The 14,195-nt window shown below is 56.2% G+C and carries 14 protein-coding genes and 1 riboswitch; all 14 genes read right to left on the bottom strand.

Features of this window, described 5'->3' with window-relative positions; all coding sequences use genetic code 11:
• Position 1: 1 nt before the first annotated feature.
• The gene (locus HDF14_RS01495; RefSeq protein ID WP_183972862.1) at positions 2 to 1,117 is read right to left on the bottom strand and encodes an aminotransferase class I/II-fold pyridoxal phosphate-dependent enzyme; all 1,116 of its coding nucleotides are present in this window, start codon (positions 1,115 to 1,117) and stop codon (positions 2 to 4) included.
• On the bottom strand, positions 1,114 to 2,067 hold the full coding sequence (cbiB, locus tag HDF14_RS01490) for an adenosylcobinamide-phosphate synthase CbiB (protein WP_183972860.1): 954 nt from the start codon (positions 2,065 to 2,067) through the stop codon (positions 1,114 to 1,116). Before cbiB ends, HDF14_RS01495 begins: the two co-directional genes overlap by 4 nt.
• Entirely contained in the window at positions 2,064 to 3,674 is a 1,611-nt protein-coding gene (locus HDF14_RS01485; RefSeq protein ID WP_260697945.1) for a cobyric acid synthase, read from the bottom strand. Before HDF14_RS01485 ends, cbiB begins: the two co-directional genes overlap by 4 nt.
• Positions 3,671 to 4,351 carry a 5,6-dimethylbenzimidazole synthase gene (gene bluB, locus HDF14_RS01480; RefSeq protein ID WP_183972858.1) on the bottom strand — a complete coding sequence of 227 codons (681 nt, stop codon included), beginning with the start codon at positions 4,349 to 4,351 and terminating at the stop codon, positions 3,671 to 3,673. The genes HDF14_RS01485 and bluB overlap by 4 nt, the downstream gene beginning before the upstream one ends.
• Positions 4,348 to 4,926 carry a cob(I)yrinic acid a,c-diamide adenosyltransferase gene (locus tag HDF14_RS01475; RefSeq protein WP_183972856.1) on the bottom strand — a complete coding sequence of 193 codons (579 nt, stop codon included), beginning with the start codon at positions 4,924 to 4,926 and terminating at the stop codon, positions 4,348 to 4,350. The genes bluB and HDF14_RS01475 overlap by 4 nt, the downstream gene beginning before the upstream one ends.
• A gap of 10 nt (positions 4,927 to 4,936) precedes the next feature.
• Positions 4,937 to 5,794 carry a hypothetical protein gene (locus HDF14_RS01470; protein WP_183972854.1) on the bottom strand — a complete coding sequence of 286 codons (858 nt, stop codon included), beginning with the start codon at positions 5,792 to 5,794 and terminating at the stop codon, positions 4,937 to 4,939.
• The gene (locus HDF14_RS01465) at positions 5,791 to 6,378 is read right to left on the bottom strand and encodes a histidine phosphatase family protein (RefSeq protein ID WP_183972853.1); all 588 of its coding nucleotides are present in this window, start codon (positions 6,376 to 6,378) and stop codon (positions 5,791 to 5,793) included. Before HDF14_RS01465 ends, HDF14_RS01470 begins: the two co-directional genes overlap by 4 nt.
• On the bottom strand, positions 6,375 to 7,112 hold the full coding sequence (gene cobS, locus HDF14_RS01460) for an adenosylcobinamide-GDP ribazoletransferase (RefSeq protein ID WP_313899475.1): 738 nt from the start codon (positions 7,110 to 7,112) through the stop codon (positions 6,375 to 6,377). Before cobS ends, HDF14_RS01465 begins: the two co-directional genes overlap by 4 nt.
• 23 nt (positions 7,113 to 7,135) lie before the next feature.
• Positions 7,136 to 8,194, bottom strand: a complete 1,059-nt coding sequence (gene cobT / locus HDF14_RS01455) for a nicotinate-nucleotide--dimethylbenzimidazole phosphoribosyltransferase (RefSeq protein ID WP_183972851.1) — start codon at positions 8,192 to 8,194, stop codon at positions 7,136 to 7,138.
• A 38-nt stretch (positions 8,195 to 8,232) separates the two neighbouring features.
• A complete protein-coding gene (locus tag HDF14_RS01450; RefSeq protein WP_183972850.1) occupies positions 8,233 to 9,624 on the bottom strand; it encodes a cobyrinate a,c-diamide synthase in 1,392 nt (463 codons plus the stop codon).
• A complete protein-coding gene (cobU, locus tag HDF14_RS01445) occupies positions 9,621 to 10,175 on the bottom strand; it encodes a bifunctional adenosylcobinamide kinase/adenosylcobinamide-phosphate guanylyltransferase (protein ID WP_183972849.1) in 555 nt (184 codons plus the stop codon). Before cobU ends, HDF14_RS01450 begins: the two co-directional genes overlap by 4 nt.
• A gap of 125 nt (positions 10,176 to 10,300) precedes the next feature.
• A riboswitch (cobalamin riboswitch) is annotated at positions 10,301 to 10,475 on the bottom strand.
• Positions 10,476 to 10,531: 56 nt separating this feature from the next.
• The gene (gene hemG, locus HDF14_RS01440) at positions 10,532 to 11,914 is read right to left on the bottom strand and encodes a protoporphyrinogen oxidase (RefSeq protein WP_183972848.1); all 1,383 of its coding nucleotides are present in this window, start codon (positions 11,912 to 11,914) and stop codon (positions 10,532 to 10,534) included.
• 74 nt (positions 11,915 to 11,988) lie between these two features.
• On the bottom strand, positions 11,989 to 13,011 hold the full coding sequence (hemH, locus tag HDF14_RS01435) for a ferrochelatase (RefSeq protein ID WP_183972847.1): 1,023 nt from the start codon (positions 13,009 to 13,011) through the stop codon (positions 11,989 to 11,991).
• A complete protein-coding gene (gene hemE, locus HDF14_RS01430; RefSeq protein ID WP_183972845.1) occupies positions 13,008 to 14,117 on the bottom strand; it encodes a uroporphyrinogen decarboxylase in 1,110 nt (369 codons plus the stop codon). The genes hemH and hemE overlap by 4 nt, the downstream gene beginning before the upstream one ends.
• Between the last annotated feature and the right edge of the window lie 78 nt (positions 14,118 to 14,195).

The raw sequence follows: 14,195 nt of genomic DNA, 5'->3' as shown, positions 1-14,195 counted from the left end.
CTCATCTCTTCATTCGTAACAGTACTCGCTCCAGGCCGTGAACCAATCTCTCATTTTCTGCTTCCGACCGAACGGCGGTCCGTAGGTGCACCGGGGCGAGTCCTTCGAAGTTAGCGCAGGAGCGAAGCACAATCTGCTCCTCCGCGATCATCTTTTCCCAGAGCAGTTGCACGTCCACATCTGCAGCAAATCGAAGCAGCAAAAAATTTGTGCTCGAAGGGTAGGTAAAGATCTTCACGCTAGCAAACTCTCGCTCTAGCCAGGTTCGTCGCAGATAATTCTCTCGACGAGTCTCCTCTACATAGGCGCTGTCTTGGAGAGCGGTAGATGCCGCCTCTGAAGCCAAGCTCGAGACCGGCCATGGAGCAAGCCTGTCGTTCAGATTCTGAATAGACGAAGCACTACTGACCGCGTAGGCCACACGCAGCCCGGGAATCGCAAAAAATTTCGTTACCGAACGAAACACGATGAGATTTTCCAACTCGACTGCGGATCGGGTTAAGGATTCGGTCGGAACATAGTCTATGAAAGCTTCATCGAGCAGCACCTTGATTCTGTGCTTAGCAGCCATTTCGACCAGGTCTCGCATACCGCCGGCTCCACAAAGTGCGCCAGAAGGGTTCTGCGGATTGGCCAACAGAAGCGCGTCGCAACCATTGTCCAACGCAGCTCGCAAAAGCTTTTCGGGCTGGTAGGAAAATCCCTCCCCCTGGGGGAGATAGTATTGAGCGACCTCGACGCCAGCGTTTGTGAGCGTTTGCCTATACTCACTGAATGAGGGGACAGGCAGAAAGCAACGTGCAATCTTGAGTGAACGCAGAGCGGCTTCGAGGAGCGGTACAAAACCATTCGCGACTGCGATATTTTCGGCGAGAATTCCCGAGGCTTCTCCCAAAGCTTTCTTGAGTTCGGTCAATTCAAGATCGGGATATGCAACTAGAATGGCAGCATCCCCGAGGGCCTGCTGAAGTGCGATGAGCACCGACGCAGGAGGGCCAGCTGGATTGATGTTGGCGCTGAAATCAATGAGCTGCTCCGGCTCGAACCCATACCGAGAAGCGATCTGACGAAGTTGACCGCCATGCGTTGGCAAGAAAATCTGCGTGGGTGGCGTCATCGTCGTCCCCGGTGCAGCAACAATGCAGTAAGCGCTCCGATTACCGAGACAACTGCGACCATTCGAATTGACTGCTTTGCCTTCTGTACCGTTGGTCGTGCAAATTCCTCTCCAATGAGAGGCGAAGTCAAGGGCTCGCCCGCGTAATGATTCTCCCCGCCCAAACGAACCTGAAGTGCGCCGGCAATGGAGCTCTCTGGCTGTCCGGAATTCGGACTCTTGTGTTTGGCGCCGTCGCGACGCCATGTTTCAAGCGCAGCTGCCGGACTCGCATCTTCTATGAGAGCGACGGCGGTAATACCCAGGGCCGTCAGTCGAGAGGGAACGAAATTGGCGATGTCATCCAGTCGCGCAGCTATTTTCCCAAAATAAAAGTATCTATCGTCTGCATGACCGATCATAGAGTCGAGCGTGTTGACCGCCTTATAGGACATGGCGAGCGGAACCCCTCCGATCGCCATATAAAAGAGAGGCGCGATCACACCATCCGAGCAACTTTCTGCGACGGTTTCGATCACCGCTCGACTAATCTCCTGTTCGTTCAGCGTCTGAGTGTCGCGACCGACGATTCTTGAGAGACGTTGTCGCGCCAGAACGATATCGTGTTTTTCAAGAGCGTTCACTACAGCAGAGGCCTCATCGTGCAGATTGCGCGATGCGAGGCATGTCCAAGCCAAAAGCGTCTCCGTGACGAACCCCAACCGCCTGTCTCGTTCCTTCATCCATGCGATAGTCTTCGCCGTACTTAAGTAAACCGCGACAACCATGCCGAACGTCAGCACCCCGCCCGCTGCAAGCTCGGCTGCGGGAGTCTGCCCAGGCCGTCGTAAAATTCGCTCTCCCTCATCGATCCCTCTACCGATCGCCCGCACGGGATGCGGGAGCCACTCAGGATCTCCGGCTATCCAGTCGAACAAATATGCAGCAGCAAGAACATTTCGACTGCTCATCTCGCCACACTTGAACTTCGGAGCGATAGCGTGTCTTCCGAGAGAGGCGGATCATAAGTTAGGCCAGCCCAAGAGAAGATCGCCCGCATGTCGAGCGCACTCTCGACCGCGTGAGCGAGTCGATTTAGTGAGCCTTCTCGAAGCTGCTTCCATGGATTAACGTCACGAGGTGGCGAGAGTCTGTGAAACGCGCGAGCGGCACTAAGAAACTGATGGCGAAAACTGTCTTCTTCGAAAATCCCATGAAGGTAGGTACCGAAGATGCGTGTGTCGGAACTTATGCATCCGTCTCTGCTTGTGTTCGACAGATCGGTTCCGCATGCAAGATTTGAGAAGTGCTTGGCCCCCACTTCATAGTCGGTATGCCCGATGTGAATCTCGTACCCTGCAAGTCCTTTTTGTGTGAGTTGCTGTCCGAATAAAACTTCGGCGGCCATCTCTCCGCGCGTATTTCGAGTCACCTTCTCCGATTGCATAATGGTGTGAATTGGCAATAAGCCAAGTCCCGCAACCGATCCACTGTGCTCCATGCCGGACGGATCACTAATTGCTTTGCCGAGCATCTGCATGCCTCCGCAGATACCGACGACTAGACTTGTATGGGCGTGCTGCTGCAAGGCAATATCCAAACCGGCCTCTTTCATCCAAAGGAGATCATCCACGGTCTGCTTGCTGCCCGGCAGAATGATCACGTCGGCCTGGGCGATTGCCTCGGCAGTTCGACAGAACAGCAGGGACACGGACGGCTCCGCACGCAAGGAATCAAAGTCAGTAAAGTTCGAAAACGACGGCAGCAAAATCACGGCTATCCGTAGCGCACGGTTAGCCGAACTGTTTGCAGTTTGCTCTACTGACCACTTAGTCTGGATTGTAGGCGGCAGCCCAAGGCTGTCTTCTTCTTCGAGCACTAGCGAAGGCAAATATGGAACGACCCCTAGACACGGCTTGTTCACTCGCCCTTCCATCATTCGTATGCCGGACTCCAGCAAGGTTACGTCACCGCGAAATTTATTAATCGCGAATCCTCGAACGCGCTCACGCTCCTCAGGGTCCAGCAGTTCGAGCGTGCCAAGCAGCGAGGCGAAGACTCCTCCACGATCGATGTCGCCGACTAGCAGGCAGCCGGCATCGGCCAACTCAGCCATTCGCATATTCGCAATGTCATGCTGCTTCAGATTGATCTCTGCGGGCGATCCGGCACCTTCCAGAATGATGACATCGAATCGGGAGGCAAGGTAGTCATAGCTTTCGCGGACGATCGGCAACAGCTCTTCGATGCGTCGTCGATGATAGTCCGCCGCAGTTACTCGCCCCCATATCTTTCCGCGCACGATAACCTGCGAGGATTGATCGCCAGATGGTTTGATGAGAATAGGGTTCATATGAACCGATGCCGCAACTCCAGCGGCCTCCGCCTGCAGCGCCTGCGCGCGGCCAATCTCCAGCCCTTCAAACGTTGCCGCAGAGTTCAACGACATGTTCTGTGATTTAAACGGTGCAACGCGATAGCCATGCTGCGCGAAGATGCGGCACAAAGCTGCGGTCAGCAACGACTTGCCGACATGCGAGCCGGTGCCCAGAACCATGATCGCTCGCGCTCTCGTCAAGCTAGTCCTCCTTCACCCCAATCGCCGTTGTACTCGTTGAACGAGAGCACACTCTTCAGTGGCGTTCTCTTTTCCCAGCCTGCACGCTCCAAATCCGGCTCTTTTGAAAACGCATCAACGTAACCGAGGCACAAATAAGCTACCGGTGTTATTCGTTGCGGAATTTTCAGCGTGCTGCGCAATGATTGTGGCTCCAGAATGCTTACCCACCCAACGCCGATTCCCTCAGCTCTTGCGGCGAGCCACAGATTCTGAACCGCGCATACGGCAGAGTAGATCGCAGTCTCAGGCATTGTACGTCGCCCCAGTCGATGCCCTTGACTACTCTGCGAATCGCAAACTATGCAAAGGTTTTGTGGAGCCTCGAGAATTCCTTCGAGCTTCATGCACGCGTAGTTTTGTTGTTGTTCTCCTTCGTAACTCGCCATCGCCAGTTCATTTGCTTTGAGAAAAATCTCATGTACCTTCCGTCGCACAGCGAGATCACGCACAACAATAAATCGCCATGGCTGCATGAGACCGACAGAAGGTGCATTGTGCGCGGCCTCCAGCAGCCGATGCAATAGCTCTTCTGGAATAGGCTCCGGCAGAAAGCCGCGACGCACATCCCTACGCTCGCGAATGGCCCGGTAGACCGCCTTCCGCTCATTCTCATCGAAACCCTCTGCTCTGGTCATTTCCAGGCCCTTGACCACTTTGGCCCTGCAGTATCGCCACTGCGCAAGCGTGCATCCACGCCGGCCTTGACCTCAATGAGCCTGCCGAAGAGCCAGATCACGTCAGACAATCGATTGAGGTATGCGAGTATCTCTGGCTTGAGTTCTATTCCGCTGTTTGCAAGCCGCACCGCATTGCGTTCTGCTCTGCGACAGACTGTGCGAGCCACCTCGTATGCAGCCGACTCAGTGTGTGCCCCAGGTAATGACCAATCAGCGAGGATGCCTTCTGTCGCTTCGATCTGATGCACCAGCTGCGTTAGTGCTTCAACATCTTCTGGCAAAACAGCCGGAGGAGACTTTTTGCTCTCCGGAGGAGTAGCCAGCGCCGATCCCACCCGAAACAGCGTGCGTTGAATCGTTTCGGTCCAGTCGCAGATCTCTTTGTTCGTGCATATGCTTCGGGCAAATCCCAGAGTCGAATTCAACTCATCAACTGTGCCGTAAGCCTCCACTCGCAGATCTGCTTTCGAGATGCGAATTCCACCAGCCAACCCGGTTTGTCCGCCATCTCCACGTTTCGTTGCGATGCTCATGGTCTTTCTCCTATTTTCCTTCGGTCGCGTCAAATGGTTCCAGCGACTCTTCGATATGAATTCGAATGACCTTATGAAGAGCTGTCCTCTCGTAACGCAGGATCATATTGTTATCGAGAAAATCAGTGACCTGCGGAGGGTGATCCGAAAACAAGTGCTCATCATTAAAGAACCATGGGGCAGTTGCGCCCAACTCCTCAATACTCCGCGCATAGATCACTACAGCAGGCACGCGATCGACTCCCGCCTGTAGCAGATGGTAGGCGCGATGATAGCCATCGCGCAAAAACCATCGTCCACGAAACTCTGCCACCTCGAAGAAGGGACTGCCGCCATAAAGCGAAAGCGGTAAAAGCTCACCTCGGCTCGTCTTAGGATGAAAGCGCAACCGCAGGTCTGGATTGCTCGAATGCAGGCGAATGTCCAACTGATCTTCCTTGCTACGGTCGTGAATCAGCACATGCTCGGTACTTCTTTGTGAACCAATCGCCATCGAGATCAATTGGGGCCAGTCATGTGGTTCTGGGGCGACCAAGACCTCCGACTCGGAACTGAAGATCAGTCTGCGCTGAAACGCGAGCAGGCGGCGCAGGTCGATCACGGCTAAAACCCAGTCAAGATTTTCATACTCCTGCCTCAAATCTTCGCGCTGCGCAGCGCCTTTGAGTAGGTCTTGAATGTCTTTCGTCTCTCGTTCGAGCAGTGCAGTGGTCCCCACGTATAGATCTCGTTCGGCGAGTCTGGCACGTGCTCGTTTCGTTCTTTCACTTAACTTGACCGACTCGACACCGGCGGCTGCATCGCGGTAGGGGTAGTCATCCAAATCCCATGCGATCAGTTCGTGCACGCTAACTTTCGAGATAGTCACGAGCGTGCCTCCACGAACTGCAGTTGAGACGAAGCCGCAACCACATGTCGAACGATGGCGCAGTAAGGCTTTGTCAGTCTCCATGCATCTTCTTCGCTGCATTTGTGAAGTGAGACCAGCACCGTACGTAGTACCCCTGCGTGGGTCACAACCGCGATATCTTGCTCTGCGGCTTTTGTGGATAAGAACGCGACTTCCTCGAGGACGCGCTGTTCAAAATCGCAAAGGGCCTCGCCTTCAGGTGCTGAGAGCAAGGGATGATCAGCCATCCACCGACGCGCATAAGCTTCGTCGTGCTGCTCAATCTCTTTCCAAGTGAGACCCTCCCATTCACCGAAGCTGATCTCGCGCAGAGCTCGACGTGGTGTGCATTCAATTCCGAATGCGCTGGCGATGGCTTCTGCTGTCGTTTGCGCCCGACGCAGGTCGCTTGTATAGACGGTGCCAATGTTTTCCGGGCGAAGTCTGCCGATCAATTCGGCCGTTTGTTCGTGACCGCGTGCATTCAGATCGGGGTCGGAGTGACCGCAAAATGTTCCAGCCATGTCGGTCTCCGCGTGGCGAATGAAGAGAATGTCGCTCATGCGATCCACACCCCACAGAAATAGACCGCGATTTCAGTAAGCTGATTGGTTGCACCAAAGCAGTCGCCAGTTATACCGCCAATCTTTCTCTGGTAGAACCACCCACTCAGCGCTACGAGAAGTGGAGCAGCGAGAAGAGGCGCCACGGAGGATCTTCGCAGCGCGAAGATAACGATCGCGACGCTCACGAGCGAGCCGAACAGAAGCGAAGGGAAGGAGATCAGCCTGGCGATGCGCGCGCCCTGCCCCTCTTGTTCGCGCGCTGAAGCGAGAAAGTAGCTTAATGGCAGCGAACTCCAACGGGACAATACGTGGGCAGAGATGATGTAAGCGGTGAAGCGTTCCATCGGCAATGACGCGAGAAGCAGATAGCGTGCCAGCAGAGACAAGACTAGCGCGATCGCGCCGTAGCTTCCAATCCTGCTGTCTCTCAGGATGGTCAATATTCGATCCTTCGTCCAGCCGCCGCCAAATCCATCTGCTGTGTCTGCGAGTCCGTCTTCGTGCAGGCAGCCCGTGATTAGCACCAGATAGGTCAGCACGACAAACGCAGCAAGTGGGCGAGCCAGGTGGACGGTCAGAATCCCTTGAAGCAGCGCGGCTCCAGAACCTATGGCCAAGCCGACCAATGGAAAAAATTTGACTGATCGAGAGAGCGAGTTCTCTTCGAATGTTGTCGAGGGCATGGGGATTCGCGTGAGAAATTGGAAGGCGGTTGCCAACTCCCAGCCCACGTTGCGGATTCGCCGCGTTGCACTCAATCCTTCGCCTCACTAACGCCGGCCGATTCAAACGTCGCCATCTGGTTGTAGAGGCACAGTGCAGACTCGAGGATCGGCATCGCCAGAACAGCACCTGTTCCTTCGCCGAGTCGCATTTTTAGCGCGAGAATCGGCAGCAGTCCAACGTATTCAAGCAGCGCTCGATGGCCCGGCTCCTCGGATTGATGCCCCGCAAAGAGATAGCCGCGCACTTGCGGTGCGATTGCAAATGCGATTGCCGCGGCTGCGGTCGAGATGAACCCATCCACGACTATTGCGATCCGATGCCTTGCCGCACCCAGTATGAAACCGGTCATCGCGGCAATCTCCAGGCCGCCGACACAACGCAGCACATCGAGAGGATTAGGAGGCAGATTATCAAAATGCTTCGCTAGAACAGCTTCGATGACCAGACACTTGCGCTTGAGTGCCTCGGAATTCAAGCCCGTTCCCTTACCGGTGATGAGATCAACCGGTTCACGTGTGAGTGCAGAGGTAATCGCACTGGCCGCCGTGGTATTGCCGATACCCATCTCGCCGACGGCAACCAGGTTGTAGCTCTTCTCATTTGCAGAATCTGCAAGCATGAGGCCAATATCGAGCGCCTCTGATAACTCATCCGCACTCATCGCCGGCTCTCGCATCATATTGCGCGTTCCTCTGCGTACTTTATGGTGCAGCAACCCAGCGGTGTGATCGAAGTCCGCATCGACGCCGACATCCACAACGTTCATCTCGACCTGGTGGGCCTTTGCGAGCACATTGATTGCGGCGCCGTGAGCAAGAAAGTTGAGCACCATTTGCCGGGTCACCTCGCTCGGATACGCGCTGACCCCTTCAGCGGTAACTCCATGATCGGCGGCAAAGACGTAGACTGCCTTTCGCATCGGATCAGCAAAGGTCTCCTCACGGATTGACACCATCTGGGCCGCGAGATCTTCGAGTCTGCCGAGGCTGCCCAGCGGCTTGGTCAACTGATCCAAACGTCTTCGTGCTCTCGCTAGCCATTGCTGACTTGGGGGCTCAATGCTAAACGTAATTTTAGAGTCGATCATCGGACTTGATGTGTTCCCCCTCCAGTCACTAGGTCCGCTCATGTCGCCACCGTCTGCAAGGTTCGCGCCTGTCGTATTGCAGCGACAAAATCTCTCGCTATTGCCGGATTTGCGCGCAGATGCAGATGAACGTAACTCGCCAGAACATTACCTTGCCGGAAGCCTTCAAACTCCTCTTTCCCCGACATGGAGTACTGCACGCGATAGCTCGTCTCAATGTCTCCGCGAGAGACGATAGACGAGTAGTGAAAGCTGTGTCCGCGGACAATTGCCCCTTTGAGGCCTAGGAGACAGTCTTCGGTAAACTTCACGGTGACGTATCCGAACTGCACAAGTTTTCCGGTCATCTGTATCGAGAGTGGCAGGACTCGAGCCATCGCGTAGTTCACGCCCTCGGTGGTTTTAAGGCTTTCGGAGAGATAAATCATGCCACCGCACTCCGCATAGATGGGTCGCCCCGAAGCAGCAAAAGCACGGACTTCCTCGATCATCTGACGATTCCTGCTTAGTCGTTCTGCATGAAGCTCCGGATATCCTCCGCCGAGATAGAGCGCATCCAGCCCCGTTGGAAGAGACCTGTCGCGCAGCGGGCTGAACCGAACGATCTCAGCGCCCTGTTCGCGAAGAAGATCCAGATTGTCCTCATAGTAGAACGAGAAAGCGTGATCAGATGGAACACCGATTCGCACGCTTTCGGCCACTGGCGAACTTTCTATTCCGGTAACGCCCGTCACATCCAGTTCCAACCCACAATGCAGCTCACCCAAACTATCAAGATCGAAATATTTCTCCGCAAGAGCAGCCAGTGTATCGATTGCAGCATCATCTTCTACCGCAGCTTCAGCCGCTCCCTGCAGGCCGAGATGGCGTTCGGGAATCGTAATCGCCGGATCACGTGGCAGCCAGCCTAGAATTCTCGTCTTGCACGATGTCTCAATCGCCGCACGTAGCATCTCGTAGTGTCGCTCGGTCGCGACGCGATTCAAAATCACTCCGGCAAGCTGCAGCTCTGAGTCGAACATCTCAAAGCCGAGCATTACCGCCGCGATGCTCCTGGCAGTCTTTGCTGCATCGACGACGAGTACGACCGGCAGCTTCAACAGTTTGGCAATCTCCGCTGTGCTTCCCGTCTCAGTGTTCCCGCTCTTTCCGTCGAACAATCCCATCATTCCTTCAGCGACGAGAACATCCGCGCCACGCGCAGCATTTTGCAGAACAGATCGATTCGCGTCTTCGCTCAGCATCCACGTATCAAGATTTCGAGCCTTTCGCCCGCATATCCTGGTGTGATGGCCAGTGTCCAAAAAATCAGGTCCACACTTGAATGGCTGCACCGCAAGACCGCGTCGCCTCAGGCCAGACATGATCGCAAGCGCGACCGTCGTTTTTCCCACGCCACTCGCTGTGCCTGACACCAGCAGAGCTCTCACAGAGTCACCTCCAGGTGTCCCTTCAAAGCGAGCGGAAGCCCAGCCACCATCAGCACCACGTCATCGGCGATCCTTGCTACGCTCTGATTGATCTCGCCCAGCAGATCGCGGTATTGGCGTCCCAGGGGATACGCCGGCACAACTCCGCTGCCTACCTCATTGGACACCAACACGACGGAGCAACCCGCCGATTGCAACGCGGCACACAGAGCCTCAACACGTCGTTCAATGGCATCCTGGTCGTCGCCTTCGGTCTCTAGAAGATTCGCCGCAAAGACCGTCAGACAATCCACAAGCATCACCTCGCAGTCGCGTGCCTTCTGCGCTAGTACCTGAACCAGCTCCAGCGGCTCCTCCACGGTGATCCACTCCGCAGGGCGTTCTCTACGATGCCGCTCGATCTTGCGGTGCATCTCGTCGTCGGAAGCCTTCGCTGTCGCCACAAAGATGACGCGGCTCTCTCGCTCTGCAAGCTGTTGCGCGTAACGGCTCTTCCCGCTGCGAACGCCGCCAAGTACGAGAGTGATGGAACTGTGGCGCATCTCCTGCATCGTTAGCTCCTTGCCCGGCATCTTTCGAAGCAATCGAGCAGAGCGGGAATTTAGTTAGGCAGCGCTCGTGCAGACCGTGAATGCAGTCGGCGAGAATGCTCTTCAGCTCTCCCAGCGAAGCTGAATCAGCCTGATCGGCCCTGGCAGGTCTCCTGACTTACGCTTCAGCAAATTTTGACTTACCTTCCCAGGACGCATCCCAGTGGTTTAATACCAATCGTCAAAACTCTCAGCGCTTACAGTTACGGGGTAGTGACGGATTTGCACCGTCTTCCCAACACCAGATGTAGAAAAGACTATCCCGCTCATCCCGCCGGGTCAAATCTTTACATTCCGCGACTTCGCGGCATCTCTTCTCATTCGTCCGCGATCTGTCTTGCCGCAGTTCTCGCATCCCGCACCAGATCGGGCACTCCCACGCCGCGATATCCATTACCAAGCAGTGACAATCCCTTGAACGCTCTTACTCGCGAATCGAGTTTCCTCATCATCTCAAGATGTCCCACGGCATACTGCGGAAGACTGCGCGGCCATCGCCGCACCACGGTCACTTGCGGCTCAGGCAAAGGCCCCAGGACTCTTGCCAGCTCCATCCGTGCCACTGCAACTGTCTCGTCGTTGCCGCATCGCATCAACCGTTCGGCAGCCTTGCCACCGAAGAAGGCTCGCAAAAGTCGTCCCCCCTGGGGCACGCGGTCTTCAAACTTCTGATCGACGAACGTCGCTGCGAGCAGTAGACTATTTGATCCTGTAGGCACCAGAAAACCGAACCCCTGCGGTAAAGACACCTTCGCGGCGTCTGGAAACCCAAATCCGACCACTACTGCGGAACTAGCATCCATCTCCATCAAAGGAGCCATCTCAGCGTCAATCGGTTGCAGAAGAGAACAAGCAATATCAACCGGCGCGGCCATCATCACTGCATCAAAGCGCTCTACGCCCCGGGCCGTCCCCACCAGCCATCCTTCTTCGCCGTACGAGATGAACCGTACCTCCGCAGCCAATCGAATCCAATCCTCGGGAATCGCGGAGATCATACGATTCACCAGAGTTCCCATTCCGCTGCGCAGCGTTGTAAACACTGAACTCTTCTTCGCTACAACACTCCTCGCCCGCAGCGCGTCGATCAGACTGCCGTGTTCTCGCTCCATTGTGACAAACGGAGCCATCACCGCCTGCACGCTCAACTTCGTCACATCGCCACCAAATACACCACTCAGCAGGGGAGTCCCGATCTTCTCCAACACCTCGTCTCCAAAGTGGCGTTGAACAAACTCCCCAACACTCTCGTCTCCTTCAGGAGACGCCGCTCGCAACTCCTCCGCTCTGCCAGGCTCTTCGCGATAAGCCCGCTTGGCCTCTGCGCTGAACAGTTCGGACTGATCCAGAGCATCGAGGTCAGCCGGAACCATCATCCGCATGCCATCCGGCATAGCCTGCAGCTTCTTATCGATCAGCACATACGTCTTCCGCGTGGCGTCATTGGAAGGCATCACTTCATCAGCCAACCCAAGCTCTTCTGCGAGCTCGCGCGCCCAGGGCTTTTCCGTCACCCAGGCATCCGGCCCGCATTCAATCACAAACTCACCCTCATGGACCGTCTCGATGATTCCCCCCAGCCGCGTCGAGGCTTCGAACAACACTCCCTGCAGCGGTACGCCCTTGCGGGCCTGCTGCGCCAGCTCATACGCTGCCGTCACCCCGGCTACCCCACCGCCCACAATTGCAACCCGTTTCATCGTTTCTCCAGAGGTTTCCGCAAACAAAAGCGGAGGCCAGAGCCCCCGCCTTCAGCCCTCATGACAGCCTATACCTACGCCGGAACCATGACCTCGTCGACGGTTGCTTTATATCTGCCGGATACGACCTCCACCAGCGCCTCTACCAGTACCGGGGAGTCGTTCAAGCTCTCGGCTCGCCACAATTTAAGGCCCAACTCGTTTGCGGTCTGCCGGAAAGCGATGTCGATGTCGTAAAGGATCTCCACGTGATCACAGAGGAAGCCCACGGGCTGCATCACCACGCCCACATGCCCTTCGGCCTTGATCGCTTTGAGTGTGTCCTCCACCGTTGGACCGATCCACGGACCACCGCTCATACCCTGACTCTGAAACGCGAAGTACCAATCTTTGTCTCCGAATCCAGCCGGGGTCATCCGCTCTGCCACCAACTGCGCAGTGCGTTTAGCCTCCACCGGATAGGGGTCCGGCGAATCCTGCACAGGAGTTCCCGGCCGCGCTCCTGCAACTGAAGCCTCGCCCGTCATGATCGTTCGACACGGCACGCTATGAGCTGTGAACAAAACGGGCACGCGCTGTCCCACCTCAGCACAGGCCTCCGTCCATACAGGCTGCAGCTTCTCCGCAAACGCCTCCGCCAATAGAGGACTCTCAGCCCAACCCGCAACAAACTCAACTTCCATACCCTTCGCCGCAGCATGCACGGCCCGGCGATAAAGCCCCACGCTCGTTCGGGAGTTCTGCGGAGCTAGGCACACTGCTTTGATGTGCGTCACACCATCCAACCGCATCTGTGCCACCACATCGGCGATATAGGGGTGCCAGTTTCGCATACCTACATAAACCTTTCCGGCGTCCAGTGCATGCTCCAGCATATGCGCCTGCACCATCGTCCACTTCGTCAGCGGCGGTGGCTCCAGACCCGGCGACTCCTGCAGGCCAATCTGCGCGTACCGATGCTGTAGCTCCTTCACAACCTCCTGCGGCATTGCTTGGCCGCCGGTCACTTTGCTTAAATACTCCGCCATCTCGCCGAGCATGTCTGGCGTTCCATGCGCGAGCAGCAGCACAGCGCTCCGGCCTGTCTCGAGGCTCATCGCGCGCTCAGCTCTCTGACCAACTCCACCACGCGGATCACATTCTCGACAGGTGTTCCGGGCACAATGCCGTGGCCGAGATTGAAGATATGTCCAGGCCGCCCCGCAGCCCCATTAAGAATCTCGCGCACCTGCTCCTTCAACACATCTTCCTGCGCAAACAGGGCAATCGGATCGAGATTCCCCTGCACCGCGCAGCCAGCACCAACGGCCTTCCAGCCCTCTTCCAACGGAGTCCGCCAGTCAAGCCCAATCACATCCGCACCTGTCTCGCTCATCGCCGGCAGCAGGGAAGCGGTTTCCACGCCGAAGTAGATCACCGGCACACCCAGCGCTTTGATTCGCTGCACCAGCTCCGTTGTCCAGCCAAGACAGTATTGTCGATAGTCGCGAACGCTCAGCTTACCCACCCAACTATCGAAGACCTGAATCACATCCGCGCCCGCTTCAATCTGCTGCTGCACATAAGCAACCAAAACAGTAACAATCTTCTCCATCAACAGCGACCACGCAGGTCCATACGAGTACATCATCTTCTTGGTCTCGATGTAGTTGCGATCCCCACCGCCCTGCTTGCCGCCTTCGATCATGTATCCAGCAAGCGTCCACGGAGCGCCGCAAAATCCGATGATCCCCAGCGTGTCCCCATCGGCACGGGGCGCAGAAAAGTGCGTGGCAACTTTTTCAATCGCGCGCGCAACGTACTGCAACTCCTCCACTCGATCGGTACGCAGTGCCTTTACATGCTCCAGCGTCCTCACCGGCGTATGCACTACGGGGCCTTCGCCAGCAACAAACTCGAAGTCCAGACCCATCGGCGTAAATGGGAGCAGCAGATCGGCAAAAATGATCGCGGCATCCACATCCAGTCGCTCAGCCGCCGTAATGGTCACCTCAGCCGCAATCTCAGGCGTTCGGCAGATCTCCAGCAGGGAATGGTGCTTCCGCACCGCCATATACTCCGGCATATAACGCCCCGCCTGCCGCAAAAACCACACCGGCGTTCTGTCTACTGGCCGACGCAGGCAGGCCCGCACAAAACGGCTCGCTCCCGTCTCTTTATCACCAGCCGTCGCTGCGGCACTTTCCACAATCGCATCACTCAAAAGGCTTGTCCTCTATAACCCTTTAAGCCTAGCACCCATGGGTTTCCCTACGCGAACTGGCGCACTCTGAACTATTCG

Origin of the sequence: Tunturiibacter gelidiferens (assembly GCF_014201335.1) — a bacterium.
GTDB lineage: Bacteria > Acidobacteriota > Terriglobia > Terriglobales > Acidobacteriaceae > Edaphobacter > Edaphobacter lichenicola_E.
Note: the sequence above shows the minus strand (reverse complement) of the source record. Positions and strands in the feature narration are given on the sequence as shown.